Source organism: Aliarcobacter butzleri, from assembly GCF_900187115.1.
Lineage (GTDB): Bacteria > Campylobacterota > Campylobacteria > Campylobacterales > Arcobacteraceae > Aliarcobacter > Aliarcobacter butzleri.
Map to the genome: position 1 here is coordinate 1,902,896 of NZ_LT906455.1, position 15,289 is coordinate 1,918,184.

Consider the following 15,289-nt stretch of genomic DNA (forward strand, 5'->3'; position numbering starts at 1 on the left):
TATGATGAAATATATTTTTGGTTTAGCTGTTGTTTTAGGACTTGCCATTGCAGGTTTTTTATATGATTTGTACGATCAAATAAAAGATGACGTTGATAAAGTTGTAAACTATTCTCCAAAACAAAGTACACAGTTCTTTGATAAAGAAGGAAGGCTTTTAGCAAATACTTTTAAAGACGAAAATAGAGAATATGTGAAATATGATGATATCCCTGCTCGTGTAATAGAAGGATTAGTTGCTATTGAAGATACACAATTTTTTGAACATTGGGGAATAAATCCTGATGCGATTAGTCGTGCTATGATAAAAAACTTAAAAGCTGGTGGTTTTGTAGAAGGTGCTAGTACATTAACTCAACAACTTATAAAAAATCTTACTTTAACTAGAGAAAAAAAGTTAATGAGAAAAGTTAAAGAAGCCCTACTTGCAATTAGACTTGAAACTATTTTAACAAAAGAAGAAATTTTAGAAAGATATTTAAATCATACATATTTTGGACATGGTTATTATGGAATAAAAACTGCTGCAAAAGGTTATTTTAATAAAGATTTATACGAATTATCTTTAAAAGAGATAGCTATTTTAGTAGGTCTTCCACGAGCTCCAAGCTTTTATGATCCAACAAGAAATCTTCAAGTTTCATTAGCTCGAGCTAATCAAGTTATCACAAGACTGGATACTTTAGGTTGGATTACAAAAGAACAATATGAAGAAGCTATAAATGAAACACCAACTATTCACAATCAAACTTTGACAAAAAATGTAGCTCCTTATGCTATTGATTATGCAATAAGTCAATTAATAAATGATGTTCCAGATATTATTTATGGTGGATATAAAGTTTATTTGACTATTGATTTAGATGCTCAAGAAATGGCAAATGATTCTATAAAAAGAGCTTATGAAGAGGCTTTAAAAAGAGATTTAGAAATAAGAAAAAATTCTAAAGACCCAGATAATAATCCTTATACAAAAGAGCTAAATGCAGCAATGATCACAATGGAAAGTAGCACAGGTAAAATATTAGCAATGGTTGGAGGAGTTGATTATAATCAATCAGTATTTAATAGAGCATTCCAATCAAAAAGACAAGCTGGAAGTGCAATAAAACCATTTTTATACCAAACAGCCTTGAATGAAGGTTATAATCCTGCTAGCCAACTTTTTGATATTTCAAGAACATATAACTATACAGTAGGTGGTGTTCAAAAAAAATGGCAACCAAAAAATTATGGAGGAAACTTCCAAGGTATTGTGACACTAAGAGATTCTTTAACACAGTCAAGAAATTTATCAACTCTTAACTTAGTAACTGATGTTGGAGTGGGAGTTGTTACAAACGATTTAAAAACATACGGATTTAAAGATATAGTTGATAATTTATCTATAACTTTAGGTTCGATGAGTGTATCTTTAGTTGAATTTAGTGAAGCATATAGCACTTTTGCAAATAATGGAACTCAAGTAAAACCATATATTGTTGAACAAATTGTAAATAAAGATGGGAAAAGTGTAACTTTTGAACCTCAAACAAAAGAGATAAATAAACCTGAACAAAATTATTTGATGGTTTCAATTTTAAATGATGTTGTAAATAAAGGAACAGGAAAAAGAGCAGCAGTTGAAGGAATAGAACTTGCAGGTAAAACTGGAACTACAAATGATAATATTGATGCTTGGTTTTGTGGATTTTCACCATCAATTCAAACAATAGTTTGGTTTGGACAAGATGATAATACTCCTATGAGAAAAAGTGAGACAGGAAGTACTTTAGCAGCTCCAGCATTTTCATACTTCTTTAAAAAATATCTAGCACTTCATCCTGAAATTCCTAGAACATTTACAAAACCAGAAGGTGTTTATGTTGGTAATTTTAATGGGAAAGATGAACTATATACAGATATGTCTCCTTTACCAGATATTGATTCACAAATTCTAATAGACCAATCAAATTCTAATGAAGAAGTTTTAGAGTTCTAATAAACTTCTTCATTTTAAAAAGCTATAAAGGAAAATGTTCTTTATAGCTTTTACACATACTTCAAAATAAAAAATCAAAACAAAATTATTATTAATAAATAGATTACTTTTAAATAAACTCTTTAATATGCTGTATTAAATTATATAACAATAAAAAAAGGGGAAAGTCATTTGACTTTCCCCTTATAAAATATATTTATTAGCTAAATATTAGCAAGAATACATTGTTTTAAACTCAAATGGTGTAGGTCTTGCTTCATAAGGCCAAACTTGAGTTTCAAATTTATAATGTTGATAAGTATCAATCATCTCTTGTGTAAATACTGGTTTTAAGAAATCATTATCTCTAATTAAAGCTTCTAATGAACCTCTTAAAGTATGAGGCATTTGAGGAATATCTCTTTCTCTAATTTCATCTAATGATAATTCAAATAAATCGTCATCCATTGGTCCAACAGGCTCATATTTATTTTTAATTCCATCTAATCCAGCCATTAACATAGCAGCAAATGCTAAATAAGGACAAGAAGTAGAATCTGGGAATCTCATTTCAATTCTTGTTGCTTTTTCACCTGCTCCATAAGGAATTCTACAAGAAGCACTTCTGTTTTGAGAAGAATAAGTTAAAATTGAAGGAGCTTCAAATCCTGGAATTAATCTTTTATAAGAGTTTGTTGAAGGATTTGTAAATGCAGCAACAGCTCTAGCATGTTTAAAAATACCACCAATATAATGTCTTGCAGTATCACTTAAATTTCCATACTCACCTTGTTTATAGAATAGGTTTTTCCCATCTTTCCAAATTGATTGGTGTACGTGCATTCCATTTCCATTATCACCATAAAGTGGTTTTGGCATAAATGTTGCTGATTTACCATTTAAGTGAGCAACCATTTTAATTACATATTTTAATTTTTGTACGTTATCAGAAGCTTCAATTAAATCTCCAAATACAATACCAATTTCGTGTTGTCCTTGAGCAACTTCGTGGTGTCCTAAAACAACTTCTAAACCAACTTGCTCTAAAACTTGCATCATTTCAGCTCTTAAATCAACTCCTGTATCAATTGGAGCTACAGGGAAATATCCACCTTTTACTCTTGGTCTATGTCCAACATTTCCACCTTCGTAATCTGTTGAATCATTCCATTCACCATCTTCACTATCAACTTTATAATATGATTCATTGATTGTATCTTTTATTCTTACATCTTCAAATACAAAAAACTCATTTTCTGGTCCAAAATATGCAACATCACCAGCACCTGATTGCGCTAAATAATCTAAAGTTTTTTTAGCAATAGATCTAGGACATTTTTCATACATTTGTCCTTTATAAATATCATAAACATCACAAATTACAATGATTGTTGAATCTGCAGTAAATGGATCTAAAAACGCAGTACCAACATCTGGTTTTAACACCATATCTGATCTGTGAATTGGTTGCCAAGCATCAATTGACGAACCATCAAAAGGCATTCCATTATCTAAAGTAGAAGCACTAACTGCAGTAAATTTATAAGTTACATGGTGCCATGTACCTTTCATATCTGTAAATCTAAAATCTACAAATTTAACATCATTTTCTTGACAATATTTAAAAAACTCTTCTGTGTTATTTACAAATTTTCCCATAAGGTAAACTCCTTGAAATTAATAAATGTATTCTATCAGAGAAATAGAAAAAATAAACTAAATCAACTGTATATTTTTTATACAATTAGATATTAAATTAAAACTCTACTATTTTTCTATCTCTATTTTCAAAAGATATACATTTTGTATATCCTATCTTTTTTGCTATAGATGTAGCTTCATCATATTTAAATCCAATATGCTCAACGCTGTGTGCATCTGAACTAAATGTTATATCTATACCCATTTCATAGGCCATTTCTAACAGTGGAATAGACGGATAGCTTTCACCTATTGGTTTTCTAAACCCTGAAGTATTTATTTCTAAAACCATATTTGATTTTTTAATCTCACTTAAAGCATCTTTTGCAATGATTCTAATATCTTTTTTTGGTAAAAACTTAAATACTTTAATTAAGTCAAAGTGTCCAACTATATCAAATAAAGACGTTTTTGCCATATCTTTTATAGCAGCAAAATACTCACTCCAAATTGTATCAATATCTTTTGATTGATAAAGCCCAATAAATTCAGGATTATCAAATCCCCACATATCATTTTTGTTTTTTAAAAAATGAACTGATCCTATTAGATAATCAACTTTTGAATTTATAACTTCATCTAAAATATATCCATCAAGATAATCAACTTCATAAGCTAATAAAATTTTAATTTTATTTTTATAGTGCTCTTTGGCTTCATTTATCCATTTTTCGTAAATTGTCTTTTGATTTATATTCATTCTATATTTTAAATCATAATTCATCGGAGCGTGACAGGCAAATCCATATTCGTCAATACCAAGTTCTATTGCTCTTTGTATATACTCATTTACTGTTCCTGTTGCATGATTACATAAAAGTGTATGATTATGTAAATCTACTCTCAATTTAAAACTCCTGCACCTTCAATAGCTGTACTTCTATCAATAGCATAAACTCTTTGCCCATTTATAATATCATATTTCCAAATTGGTGCTTTTGCTTTAAAATCTTCAACAAATTCATCTATTAATTCTAAAGCAACTCTTCTTTTTGGGCTACAAACACAAGCAATGTATGAACTTTGATGATTTTTTACATCACCTCTACTATGAGCCATTAATACTATTGCATTTTTCTCATTTGCTTTTTTTTGCCAACTATCAAACCATAATTTTAATATTGGTTCATATATATCAAAAGATAATCCTTCAATATTGTTTTCATTTCTTACAACACCAACAAAAGTTATTATTGCACCGTAATTTAAATTTTTATACTTCTCATACCAAGAATTTGTAATTTGCTCAACAGCCAAATCTCCATCAAATATTTGTAGCATTTTCAACCTCCACAAACAGGAGGTAATAGTGAGATTTTGTCTCCTGATTTTAACTCAAAATCTTTTGAAAAAATCAATTCATCATTAACAGCAACTGCACAATTTTGAAGCCAAGTTGAAACTTCTTTATCATCTTTTAAAATTTGACTTAACTCTTTTAAATTAGTAATATCTAAATCCATATCTTCTTTATTAATAGGTCCAAGAAATTCAATTTTTACCATTTTTAATGCCCTCTTATTATATTTGTATTATTATATCAAAAAGATTTTAAGACCGTAAGGACTATTTTTATGTTATTTGCCAAAATAGAATTTATAAATTTATTACCTTTTCATATATATATGAAAAAAAATATAAAATCAAATCAACAAAAAGCAATTCTTGAATATAAAAAATCTTATCCATCTCTAATTACAAATAAGTTTAAAACTAGAAAAGTTCATAGTGCATTTATCTCTTCAATTGAATCACGAAATGAAAAATTCTTAGATTTAGGAATAGTTGCACATGATGAAGTATTATCTGTTTTATTAGTACCAGGAGAACAAAAAGAAGATTATCAATCAAAAACTTCAAATGCTTTAGCGAAAGTTCTTGATTTAAAAGGAGAAGTTATCATTGGAGATAAAGCACTAAAGTTTTATCACGATTATCCAAATATCTCAAAAATTGATTTAGCAAAAGCTTGGCAAAAAAAATATAATTTGCCTTTTGTATTTGCAGTTTTATGCTACAATAAGCACGAAACACAATTAAAAAATTTGACAAAGAAATTTAAGAAATCTCATATAAAAATCCCACAATATATACTTGAACAGTATTCAAAAAGAAGTGGTGTATCAAAACAAAATATTCTTAATTACCTAAAAAAAATCGATTATGATTTAGGAATAAAAGAAAAAAGAGCTTTAAAACTCTTTTTAAATCTTGCACAAAAAAAAGGATTATGATGACGATATTTGATTCCATATTATTAGGAATTATAGAAGGTTTCACAGAGTTTCTGCCTATTTCTTCAACAGGGCATTTAATAGTTTTAAGTGAGATTTTAGGACTTGAACAAAATAATGTAAATAAAGCTTTTGAAATTATCATTCAGTTTGCTGCAATTATGGCTTTAGTTTTTGTATATCCATCAAAGTTTACTTTTTCTCATATTGAATTATGGAAAAAAATAGTAGTTGCTTTTTTACCAATAGGTATAGTAGGTTTTTTATTTTCATCTCAAATTAAAAATCTATTCTCAATTGAAATAATTGCTTGGATGTTTATTATTGGAGGTATTGTATTTTTAATAATTGAAAAATTTTATGATGAAAACAAAACTCATACTTTAAATGTTGAAGATGTATCGTATAAACAAGCTATTTTTATAGGTGTTATGCAAATATTTGCTTTAATTCCTGGAACTTCAAGAGCAGGAGCTAGTATCATTGGTGCTATGATGGCTGGATTAAATAGAAAAACTAGTGCAGAATTTTCTTTTCTTTTAGCAGTTCCTGTTATGTGTGCAACAACAGGTTACGACTTGGTTAAACATCATGAAGAGTTATTAGTGGGAGCAAATTTATTAAATTTAGCTATTGGATTTATAGTTTCATTTATTGTTGCTCTTATTGTTATAAAATTATTCCTAAAATTCTTAGAAAGATTTACATTCGTAGCTTTTGGAATTTATAGAATTATTTTTGGAATTTTAATTCTTTTAATCTTCTAAAATTTTACTTACAATCAATAAAATAGCATCTGGTTTAATAGAATCTTTTAAATCAATGCTCATTTTATTTATATTTGAATTTATTGCCTCAAAAAAATACTTTTCATCAAGTTCTTCTTCTCTTTGTAAAAAACATAAATTTTTATCTTTCAAAGCTTTTGCATTAAAGTATTGATGATCACCAGCAGCATATTTAAAAGGTATAAAAAAAGTTGGTAAACAATTTGCACATAATTCCCATAAAGTTGAAGCCCCTGCTCTACTAACTGCAAAATCTGCATTTTGCATTTTTAAAGGTATATCTTTAGAAAAATCAAATACATCAACTTTTATATTTAATTTCTCATACTCTTTTTTTACTCTTTCAAAATCATTTTTTCCAGTTTGATGAATAATTCTTATATTCATATCATTTAATTTTGGTGCAACTTTTAAAGCAAAATCATTTATACAAATAGCTCCTTGAGAACCTCCAAAGAAAGCAACTGTTTTTACTTCTTGTCTAATTCTTGACAAATCAAAAAATATTTTTGAAACAGGATAATCTTTTATAGAAGAATTTTTATCAAATGAAGAGAAAACTTCAGTTGCAAATCGTGATGTAATTTGATTAAGTTTGCCCATTTTAGAATTTTGTTCATGTATATAAAATTTGCAACCTTTTTTTAATACAGTAGCAAAAGATGCAGCAGCAGCAGAAAAACCACCAACAGAAATAACTCTTTTTACATTATATTTTTTATAGATTTTTAAACAAAAAAAAGTTTTTGATAAAATATTAAATAAAGAAAAAACTTTATTTAAACCTCTTTTATTTACAACTCCTTTAGTGTCTAAAAAATATTTTTCTTTTATTCTATCATCATTCTCAAACCAAGCTTTATCTTGTCCATTTGATGAACCTATAAATATTATATCAATATCTCTTCTATAAAATTCTTCTATAAAAGCATCTGCAACTTTAAGATGTCCACCTGTACCACCACCTGTTATAACAACTGTTTCTTTCATCTAACCTTTACCTTATTGATATTCATATTTACTTGATTGTTTACATTTTTAGTTGGAATATTCTTTTTTACAATTTCATCTTTTGCTAATCTACTTATAGATAATACTAAACCAACTGCAAGTGCCATTGCGAGCATAGAAGAACCACCATAAGATAAAAAAGGAACAGCAATACCTTTAATAGGAATCATTCCAGAAATTCCATAAGAGTTAATCAAAAATGCAATTATAATCATCAATGCAATTCCTAAACTAAAAAGATGGTATATTGGATTTTCTACTCGTCTACTTATTTTAAAGATTCTCCATACAACACAAAAAAGTATTCCAACTACAAAAATCAGTCCTATTAATCCTATTTCTTCAATCATTCCTGCCAAAACAAAGTCAGTATGTACTTCTGATAAAAAGCCTAATTTTAAATTTCCTAAAGCAACACCTTGCCCAAGAATTCCTCCATTATGAATTGCATTTAAAGAGTGAGAAACTTGATAAGGTTCAGGTAAATCATCTATTCTCAAAACTTCAGCCCAAGCTGGAAGCACTGATAAAATACCATCTTGAACCATAGCCCACCAAGAGTGAATTCTTTTTATCCTGTGAGGTGCAGCAATGATTAAACCAACCAAACCAACTAAAGCAATAGTTCCTAATACTAAAAATATTTTGAAAGATCTATTCGCAAATATCAAAAGTACAACTAATATTATTCCTAAAAGTACAACCTGACCTAAATCTTTTTGTAAAAAAGCAATAATAAATACAACTCCAAAAAATACTAAAAAATATGGAGATAAAAGTAAAGCTTCATCTAATAAGCCTTTTTTAGGCTGATGAATAACTTTTCTATGAAAAGACCAAGATAAAAAATAAATAAACCCTATTTTAAAAAATTCAACAGGTGATAAAGAAATTCCAGGAAGCCTAATCCATCTATTTGCACCACCAGAAGCAGTAACTAAAGCTCCAGGCAAAAAGGGCATTGCAATCATAAGCAAAGAAAATGTTATTAGAAGAATCCATGATATTTTTCCTATAATTCTATCTGGATCAGTTTTTGCTAAAAACCACATTATAAATATAGAAACTATTCCAACTAAAGATTGTCTTAAAAAGAAATGATATTGGTCATAACCAAAAAATTCAACAGTGTAAATAGTCAAAGAATATGAAAAAATTATACTAATTATAATTAATACTGACACCAATATAAACAATACATAATCTGCATCTTTTAAATTTGGGTTATTTTCGATAGGTTTAATCTTTTTTTTGATAAAATTCATATCTCATTATACAATAATATGGATAAATATGTCTTCAAACGAAATCGAAAAAAAGAATAAAACAAAAAAAATCGTCATACTATTTACTCTAATTTTTTTAGCTTTATTAATTTTAATGTTCTCTATTTTTAGAACAATGAATGAGAAACGGCATTTACCTTCTTTAAAAGGTGAAAAAAATGAATTAGCAGTTCGTGGAGATATCATAAGTGAAGATAACTTCAAAATTGCATCTTCTAAAAAATTATATAGAGCATCAATAGATACAAGACACCTTGATCCAGATAAAAAAGAACTGTTTTTAACTCTTTTTTCTATATATAGTGGAATTGATTATAAAACTTTAAAAACTAAACTAGAAGAAGGAGAAAAAACTCCTGGTAATTTAGTTTTATCTTATAGTATAGATTCAAGATCTGCAAAGAATTTAAAAGAATTAGATTTCAAATTAAGACAACTTGATGTTTTTACTGCAAGACAAGTAAATGGTTCTAGAATTGTAAGAAGCCTTACTATAAGTGAAAGTGGTGAAAAAAGAACTTTTTCATATAATGATACTCTAACTCCAGTTGTTGGATATATTTCAAAATTTGAATCAGATGCTGGAAAAACAAAAGTAAATGGAATAAAAGGCTTAGAAAATTCTTACAATAAATATTTAAATGATGGGAAAGATGGTATTTTGCAAGGATATAGAGATGTTTTATCATATATATCTTTTAATAGAACTTCTGTAATGACAAAAAGAGAAGATGGATATGCTTTAAAACTAAACATTCCATTAAAACTTCAAAAAAACAATGAAACAACATTGGATAATCACAAAAAACGATTAAGTGCTGATGAAATAATGGTTACAATTATGGAAAGTCGTACAGGAAAGATTTTATCATTAGCATCTTCTAATAGATTTAATCCTGAAAAAATCAGACAAGAAGATATAGGTTCTTTAAATGTAAATGCCGTTGAATATCAATTTGAACCAGGTTCAATTGTAAAGCCATTATCAATTGCTTTAGTTATGGATAAAGGATTAGTTAAATCAAATGAAACTTTTTCTGCATATAATTTTAACTCGGCAAAAGGCGCTTACCCTATTGGAAAATTCTTTATTAAAGATGATCATAAATTTTCAAAACATACTTTGAGTTTAGATGATATAGTAATTTTTTCTTCAAATATTGGAACACTACAAATTGCACAAAGATTAACAGGACCTGAATTTTTTGAAGGAATGAAAAAATTTGGTTTTACAAGAAAAACAGGAATTGATTTACCTTATGAAAAAAAAGGTGTTATGCCAAAACTTTGGCAATTTTCTGTAGGAGATAAAGAAAAAAGAGATAATATTTATAAAGCGACTGTATCATTTGGACAAGGTATGACAGCTACTTTTATACAACTTATAAAAGCATATTCTGTATTTAATAATGATGGTGCAATGGTAACACCTAAAATTGTATCTTATTTGAGTCGAGATGGGGATCAAAATAAATATGCTTCACCCTATGATAAACCGTTAGAACAGGTAATATCTAAAAAAACTGCTGATGAAATGAAAAGAATGTTAATAAAAACTGTTAATGAAGGAACAGGAAGATCAGCTAAAATTCCAGGTTTAGAAATAGGTGGAAAAACAGGAACAGCACAAATTGCAGGAGGAAGTGGTTATTTAAAAAAATATATTTCATCTTTTTTTGGCTTTGTAAATGATGAAAAAGGAAACTCGTATACAATTGGAGTAACTGTAATAAATCCAATTTCTACTGGACCAAATTGGTATTACTATTATGCAGCTCAATCAGCAGCACCAGTATTTAAAGAAATTGTGCAAAACCTTATAAAATTAAACTATTTATCACCAAAAGTTGATATAATTTCGGGAAATTAAGAAAAGGAAAAATATTTATTATGTTTAGATCTAGACAAGAATTAAAAGAATATAACTATTCAAAAGAAGAATTAGCAAAATTTGCTTATGCAAAGATAACAACTGATAAAGGAATAATTTGGATAAAACTTTTTAATGAAGAAACTCCAAATACAGTTGCGAATTTTGCAACACTTGCAAATGATGGATTTTATAATGGTTTAAATTTTCATAGAGTAATTCCAGGATTTATGGCACAAGGTGGTTGTCCAGATGGAACAGGTATGGGTGGTCCAGACTGGGCTATTAAATGTGAAATTGATGCTCCAAAACAAGTTCACAATAGAGGTAGTTTATCTATGGCTCATGCAGGAAGAAATACTGGTGGAAGCCAATTTTTCATTTGTTTTGTTCCTTGTCCACACCTAGATAGACATCATACTGTTTTTGGTGGAATTGAAGTAACAGACAAAGATAGTTTTAAAACTTTAGATACTATCACACAAGGTGATAAAATAGTTTCAATTGAGATTTTAGAAAGTAAATAATCTCATATTTGTTAATTCCAAAAGAAGAGAGAGCCAAGCTATAAAAGCTTGGCTTTTTTTATGCCTATAAAATTAGGAGAGTTGTATTTCTTTTGTTTAATCTGTTATATTGAAGAATTAAAACGTAGAGGATTAACGTATATAAAAGAAGCAATAATGATTAATAAAAATAACTCTAAATAGAACTACACAGTTGAAAAATCAAATAATATATAAAAAACAAGAAATAATGAAATAAAATATGCTTAAAAAGATAAAAGGGAAGGAAGGCATAATAAAAATAAAACTTAGCACTAGATAGTAGAGAGAAGGAATTTTTAATAGTGTGTCAATGTAAGATATGCTGAAACATAAAGGGATAAAAAATCTAAAAAAGAGTACATAACACAATATACTACTTGGAATAAATACAAAGAGAGTAAATAAAGGAAGGAAGTGCTAAAAAAAAGCCTCACCAAAGGTAGTAAGGAAGTACTAACTTAGGAAAGGCTTTGAGAAAAAACTTAAAGAGCTGGCGATGACCTACGTTTCCACAAGGGGACCCTGCAGTATTATCGGCGATGAAGAGCTTGACTTCCAGGTTCGGAATGGAGCTGGGTATTTCCTCTTCTCTAGTACCACCAGCAAGTTAAGTAATAAAAGCAAATAAAGAAGTAATTGATCTTATTACTTAACTCGAAGATTAAGTGTGAATAAAAGATAATGTTAAAGTCTAAAAAATTTCAAACACATATTAAGTAAAAATACTTAATAAGATAGTAAACCAAAGAAATGTATAAAATAAGCCAAACGTTCTATTAGTACTGGTCAGCTAAACGTCTTACAACGCTTACACATCCAGCCTATCAACCAGCTAGTCTTGCTGGGAACTTCAGGGAAAGTTAATCTTAGAGTTGGCTTCGAGCTTAGATGCTTTCAGCTCTTATCACATCCGTACGTAGCTACCCAACGATGCTCTTGGCAGAACAATTGGTACACCAGTGGTACGTTCATCCCGGTCCTCTCGTACTAGGGACAAATCTCTTCAACTTTCCTACGCCCACGGAAGATAGGGACCGAACTGTCTCACGACGTTCTGAACCCAGCTCGCGTACCGCTTTAAATGGCGAACAGCCATACCCTTGGGACCGACTACAGCCCCAGGATGCGATGAGCCGACATCGAGGTGCCAAACCTCCCCGTCGATGTGAGCTCTTGGGGGAGATCAGCCTGTTATCCCCGGCGTACCTTTTATCCTTTGAGCGATGGCCCTTCCACACAGAACCACCGGATCACTATGACCGACTTTCGTCTCTGTTCGACTTGTATGTCTCACAGTCAAGCTAGTTTATGCCATTATACTCAACAAGCGATTTCCATCCGCTTTGAACTAACCTTTGTAAGCCTCCGTTACTTTTTAGGAGGCGACCGCCCCAGTCAAACTACCCACCAGACATTGTCCTGATACAAGATAATTGTACGCAGTTAGTAACTCAAATATTCAAGGGTGGTATCTCAAGGATGGCTCCGACTCTACTGGCGTCTAGTCATCATAGCCTCCCACCTATCCTGCACATGAATATCCAAGCTACAGTGTCAAGCTGTAGTAAAGGTGCACGGGGTCTTTCCGTCTTTCCGCGGGTAGGAGGAATTTTCACCTCCACTACAATTTCACTGGATCCCTGGTTGAGACAGCTCCCATCTCGTTACGCCATTCATGCAGGTCGGTATTTAACCGACAAGGAATTTCGCTACCTTAGGACCGTTATAGTTACGGCCGCCGTTTACTCGGGCTTCAATCAAATGCTTCGCTTGCGCTGACATCATCAGTTAACCTTCGAGCACCGGGCAGGCGTCACACCTTATACATCCACTTACGTGTTAGCAAAGTGCTGTGTTTTTGGTAAACAGTCGGGAGGGACTCTTTGTTGCAACCTCTTTCGCTTTTTGAAGCAAGTTCATATACAAAAGTAGGCACACCTTATACCGAAGATACGGTGCTAGTTTGCAGAGTTCCTTAACCAGGGTTCTTCCACGCGCCTTAGAATACTCATCCCACCCACCTGTGTCGGTTTACGGTACGGGCAACATATAATAAACTTAGTGGCTTTTCTTGGCACGACAGTATCATCGATTCTCCATCTCCTCCGAAGAGTGTCAAGAGCCTGTAAGATCTCGGCCTAATGTTAAGCGGATTTGCCTACTTAACAGCCTACGTCCTTCGAGCCACTATTCCATCAGTGACCTCGATTAACTCTATGCGTCCCCACATCGCGCTTATATGTTGGTATTGAAATATTAATCAATTTGCCATCGTCTACCCCTTTCGGACTCGACTTAGGTCCCGACTAACCCTACGATGACGAGCATCGCGTAGGAAACCTTGGGTTTTCGGCGTTGAGGATTCTCACCTCAATTATCGCTACTCATGCCTGCATGCTCACTTCTATCCGCTCCAACGCTCCTTACCGGTACATCTTCTACGCTGAATAGAACGCTCTCCTACCACTCAATTAAAAATTGAATCTAAAGCTTCGGTGTACATCTTAGCCCCGTTATATTTTCCGCGCAGAATCACTAGACCAGTGAGCTGTTACGCTTTCTTTAAAGGATGGCTGCTTCTAAGCCAACCTCCTGGTTGTCACAGTAACTCCACATCGTTTTCCACTTAGATGTAACTTAGGGACCTTAGCTGTTAGTCTGGGTTGTTCCCCTCTCGACGATTGATTTTATCACCCACCGCCTGACTCCTGTGATTCCACATATAGTATTCATAGTTTGATAGGGTTTGGTACCGCGGTAAGCAGCCCTAGCCCATTCAGTGCTCTACCCCCATATGCTACAACACAAGGCTATACCTAAATATATTTCGGAGAGAACCAGCTATCACGAAGTTTGATTGGCCTTTCACCCCTATCCACAAGTCATCCCAAGACTTTTCAACGCCTGCGGGTTCGGTCCTCCACTGGCTCTTACACCAGCTTCAACCTGCTCATGGATAGATCACTTCGTTTCGGGTCTGCAGCATCTGACTAATTCGCCCTATTAAGACTCGCTTTCGCTACGGCTTCGTACTTGACTTAACCTTGCCAGATACCACAACTCGCAGGCTCATTATGCAAAAGGCAGTCCATCACCCTGATAAATCATAGGGCTCTGAATGATTGTAAGCTAATGGTTTCAGGTTCTATTTCACTCTCCTCGCTGGAGTACTTTTCACCTTTCCCTCACGGTACTTGTTCACTATCGATCTGTAAGTAGTATTTAGGATTGGAGGGTGGTCCCCCCGGCTTCAGTCAAAATATCACGTGTTCCGACCTACTCAGGATACCATTAGAGCTATTGAGAATTTTAATTACAGGAGTTTCACCTTCTATGCTACACTTTTCCAAGTATTTCATCTATCCTCTTTAGTCTCATATCATGGTCCTACAACCCCCAATGCAAGCATTGGGTTTGTCCTAATCCCATTTCGCTCGCCGCTACTTTGGGAATCTCGTTTGATTTCTCTTCCTCTAGCTACTGAGATGTTTCACTTCACTAGGTTCGCTCCCCGTAGGGTAATATAATTCTCATTATATTGGGTTGCCCCATTCAGAAATCCCCGGATCAAAGCTCTTTGGCAGCTCCCCGAGGCTTATCGCAGCCTAATACGTCTTTCATCGCCTCTTACAGTCTAGGCATCCACCATTAGCCCTTAATAGCTTATTAATAAATAACTCGAAAGAGTTATTTGCCTTTTAAAAGTAAATTAATACTTTTAGTTTGATAATATTCTTTGGCTACTATCTTATTAAGTACATTTTTCAATATATCTAATAATTTAGTTGTGTTCTATCTATGTTATATCTATTATTTTCATAATAAACATTTTTAAGATATGAAATTTTTTTTGTTTTAATTATTTAATATTTATAAAAAATCTCTTCTTTA

11 protein-coding genes and 2 rRNA genes are annotated in these 15,289 nt (G+C 31.5%); 5 read left to right on the forward strand and 8 right to left on the reverse strand.

Annotated elements, in window-relative coordinates; genetic code table 11:
- Position 1: 1 nt before the first annotated feature.
- Complete coding sequence (locus tag CKV87_RS09515; protein ID WP_012147826.1) at positions 2 to 1,981, forward strand: transglycosylase domain-containing protein; 1,980 nt, start codon at positions 2 to 4, stop codon at positions 1,979 to 1,981.
- A 210-nt stretch (positions 1,982 to 2,191) separates the two neighbouring features.
- On the opposite strand, the gene glnA is transcribed toward CKV87_RS09515, so the two are convergent.
- The 4 genes from glnA to CKV87_RS09535 all read right to left on the reverse strand — a co-directional run bounded on the left by glnA (position 2,192) and on the right by CKV87_RS09535 (position 5,166).
- Entirely contained in the window at positions 2,192 to 3,619 is a 1,428-nt protein-coding gene (glnA, locus tag CKV87_RS09520) for a type I glutamate--ammonia ligase (protein ID WP_004511269.1), read from the reverse strand.
- A gap of 97 nt (positions 3,620 to 3,716) precedes the next feature.
- Entirely contained in the window at positions 3,717 to 4,508 is a 792-nt protein-coding gene (locus CKV87_RS09525) for a histidinol-phosphatase (protein ID WP_012147827.1), read from the reverse strand.
- On the reverse strand, positions 4,505 to 4,942 hold the full coding sequence (locus CKV87_RS09530; protein WP_012147828.1) for a molybdopterin synthase catalytic subunit: 438 nt from the start codon (positions 4,940 to 4,942) through the stop codon (positions 4,505 to 4,507). Before CKV87_RS09530 ends, CKV87_RS09525 begins: the two co-directional genes overlap by 4 nt.
- 2 nt (positions 4,943 to 4,944) lie before the next feature.
- Positions 4,945 to 5,166 (reverse strand): MoaD/ThiS family protein, encoded by a 222-nt coding sequence (locus CKV87_RS09535; protein WP_012147829.1) that lies wholly within the window; start codon positions 5,164 to 5,166, stop codon positions 4,945 to 4,947.
- A gap of 69 nt (positions 5,167 to 5,235) precedes the next feature.
- Between CKV87_RS09535 and CKV87_RS09540 the strand changes: the two genes are divergently transcribed.
- Both CKV87_RS09540 and CKV87_RS09545 read left to right on the forward strand, forming a co-directional pair.
- Positions 5,236 to 5,895: an MqnA/MqnD/SBP family protein gene (locus tag CKV87_RS09540; protein ID WP_012147830.1), complete on the forward strand. Its 660-nt coding sequence runs from the start codon at positions 5,236 to 5,238 to the stop codon at positions 5,893 to 5,895.
- Positions 5,895 to 6,662 carry an undecaprenyl-diphosphate phosphatase gene (locus CKV87_RS09545; RefSeq protein WP_041645007.1) on the forward strand — a complete coding sequence of 256 codons (768 nt, stop codon included), beginning with the start codon at positions 5,895 to 5,897 and terminating at the stop codon, positions 6,660 to 6,662. Before CKV87_RS09540 ends, CKV87_RS09545 begins: the two co-directional genes overlap by 1 nt.
- Here the strand turns inward: CKV87_RS09545 and CKV87_RS09550 are convergent.
- Both CKV87_RS09550 and CKV87_RS09555 read right to left on the reverse strand, forming a co-directional pair.
- On the reverse strand, positions 6,651 to 7,673 hold the full coding sequence (locus tag CKV87_RS09550) for a UDP-N-acetylglucosamine--N-acetylmuramyl-(pentapeptide) pyrophosphoryl-undecaprenol N-acetylglucosamine transferase (protein WP_012147832.1): 1,023 nt from the start codon (positions 7,671 to 7,673) through the stop codon (positions 6,651 to 6,653). The two genes, CKV87_RS09545 and CKV87_RS09550, sit on opposite strands and share 12 nt — an antisense overlap.
- Positions 7,670 to 8,959, reverse strand: coding sequence for an FtsW/RodA/SpoVE family cell cycle protein (locus CKV87_RS09555; RefSeq protein WP_012147833.1), 1,290 nt, complete (start codon positions 8,957 to 8,959; stop codon positions 7,670 to 7,672). Before CKV87_RS09555 ends, CKV87_RS09550 begins: the two co-directional genes overlap by 4 nt.
- Positions 8,960 to 8,987: 28 nt before the next feature.
- On the opposite strand from CKV87_RS09555, the gene CKV87_RS09560 reads away from it, so the two are divergent.
- Positions 8,988 to 10,850, forward strand: a complete 1,863-nt coding sequence (locus CKV87_RS09560; protein ID WP_012147834.1) for a peptidoglycan D,D-transpeptidase FtsI family protein — start codon at positions 8,988 to 8,990, stop codon at positions 10,848 to 10,850.
- A 20-nt stretch (positions 10,851 to 10,870) separates the two neighbouring features.
- On the forward strand, positions 10,871 to 11,377 hold the full coding sequence (locus tag CKV87_RS09565) for a peptidylprolyl isomerase (protein WP_012147835.1): 507 nt from the start codon (positions 10,871 to 10,873) through the stop codon (positions 11,375 to 11,377).
- A gap of 509 nt (positions 11,378 to 11,886) precedes the next feature.
- Here CKV87_RS09565 and rrf read toward each other — a convergent pair.
- Together rrf and CKV87_RS09575 are read right to left on the reverse strand one after the other, a co-directional pair.
- A 5S ribosomal RNA gene (gene rrf, locus CKV87_RS09570) occupies positions 11,887 to 12,002 on the reverse strand.
- A gap of 151 nt (positions 12,003 to 12,153) precedes the next feature.
- Positions 12,154 to 15,067, reverse strand: a 23S ribosomal RNA gene (locus tag CKV87_RS09575).
- Between the last annotated feature and the right edge of the window lie 222 nt (positions 15,068 to 15,289).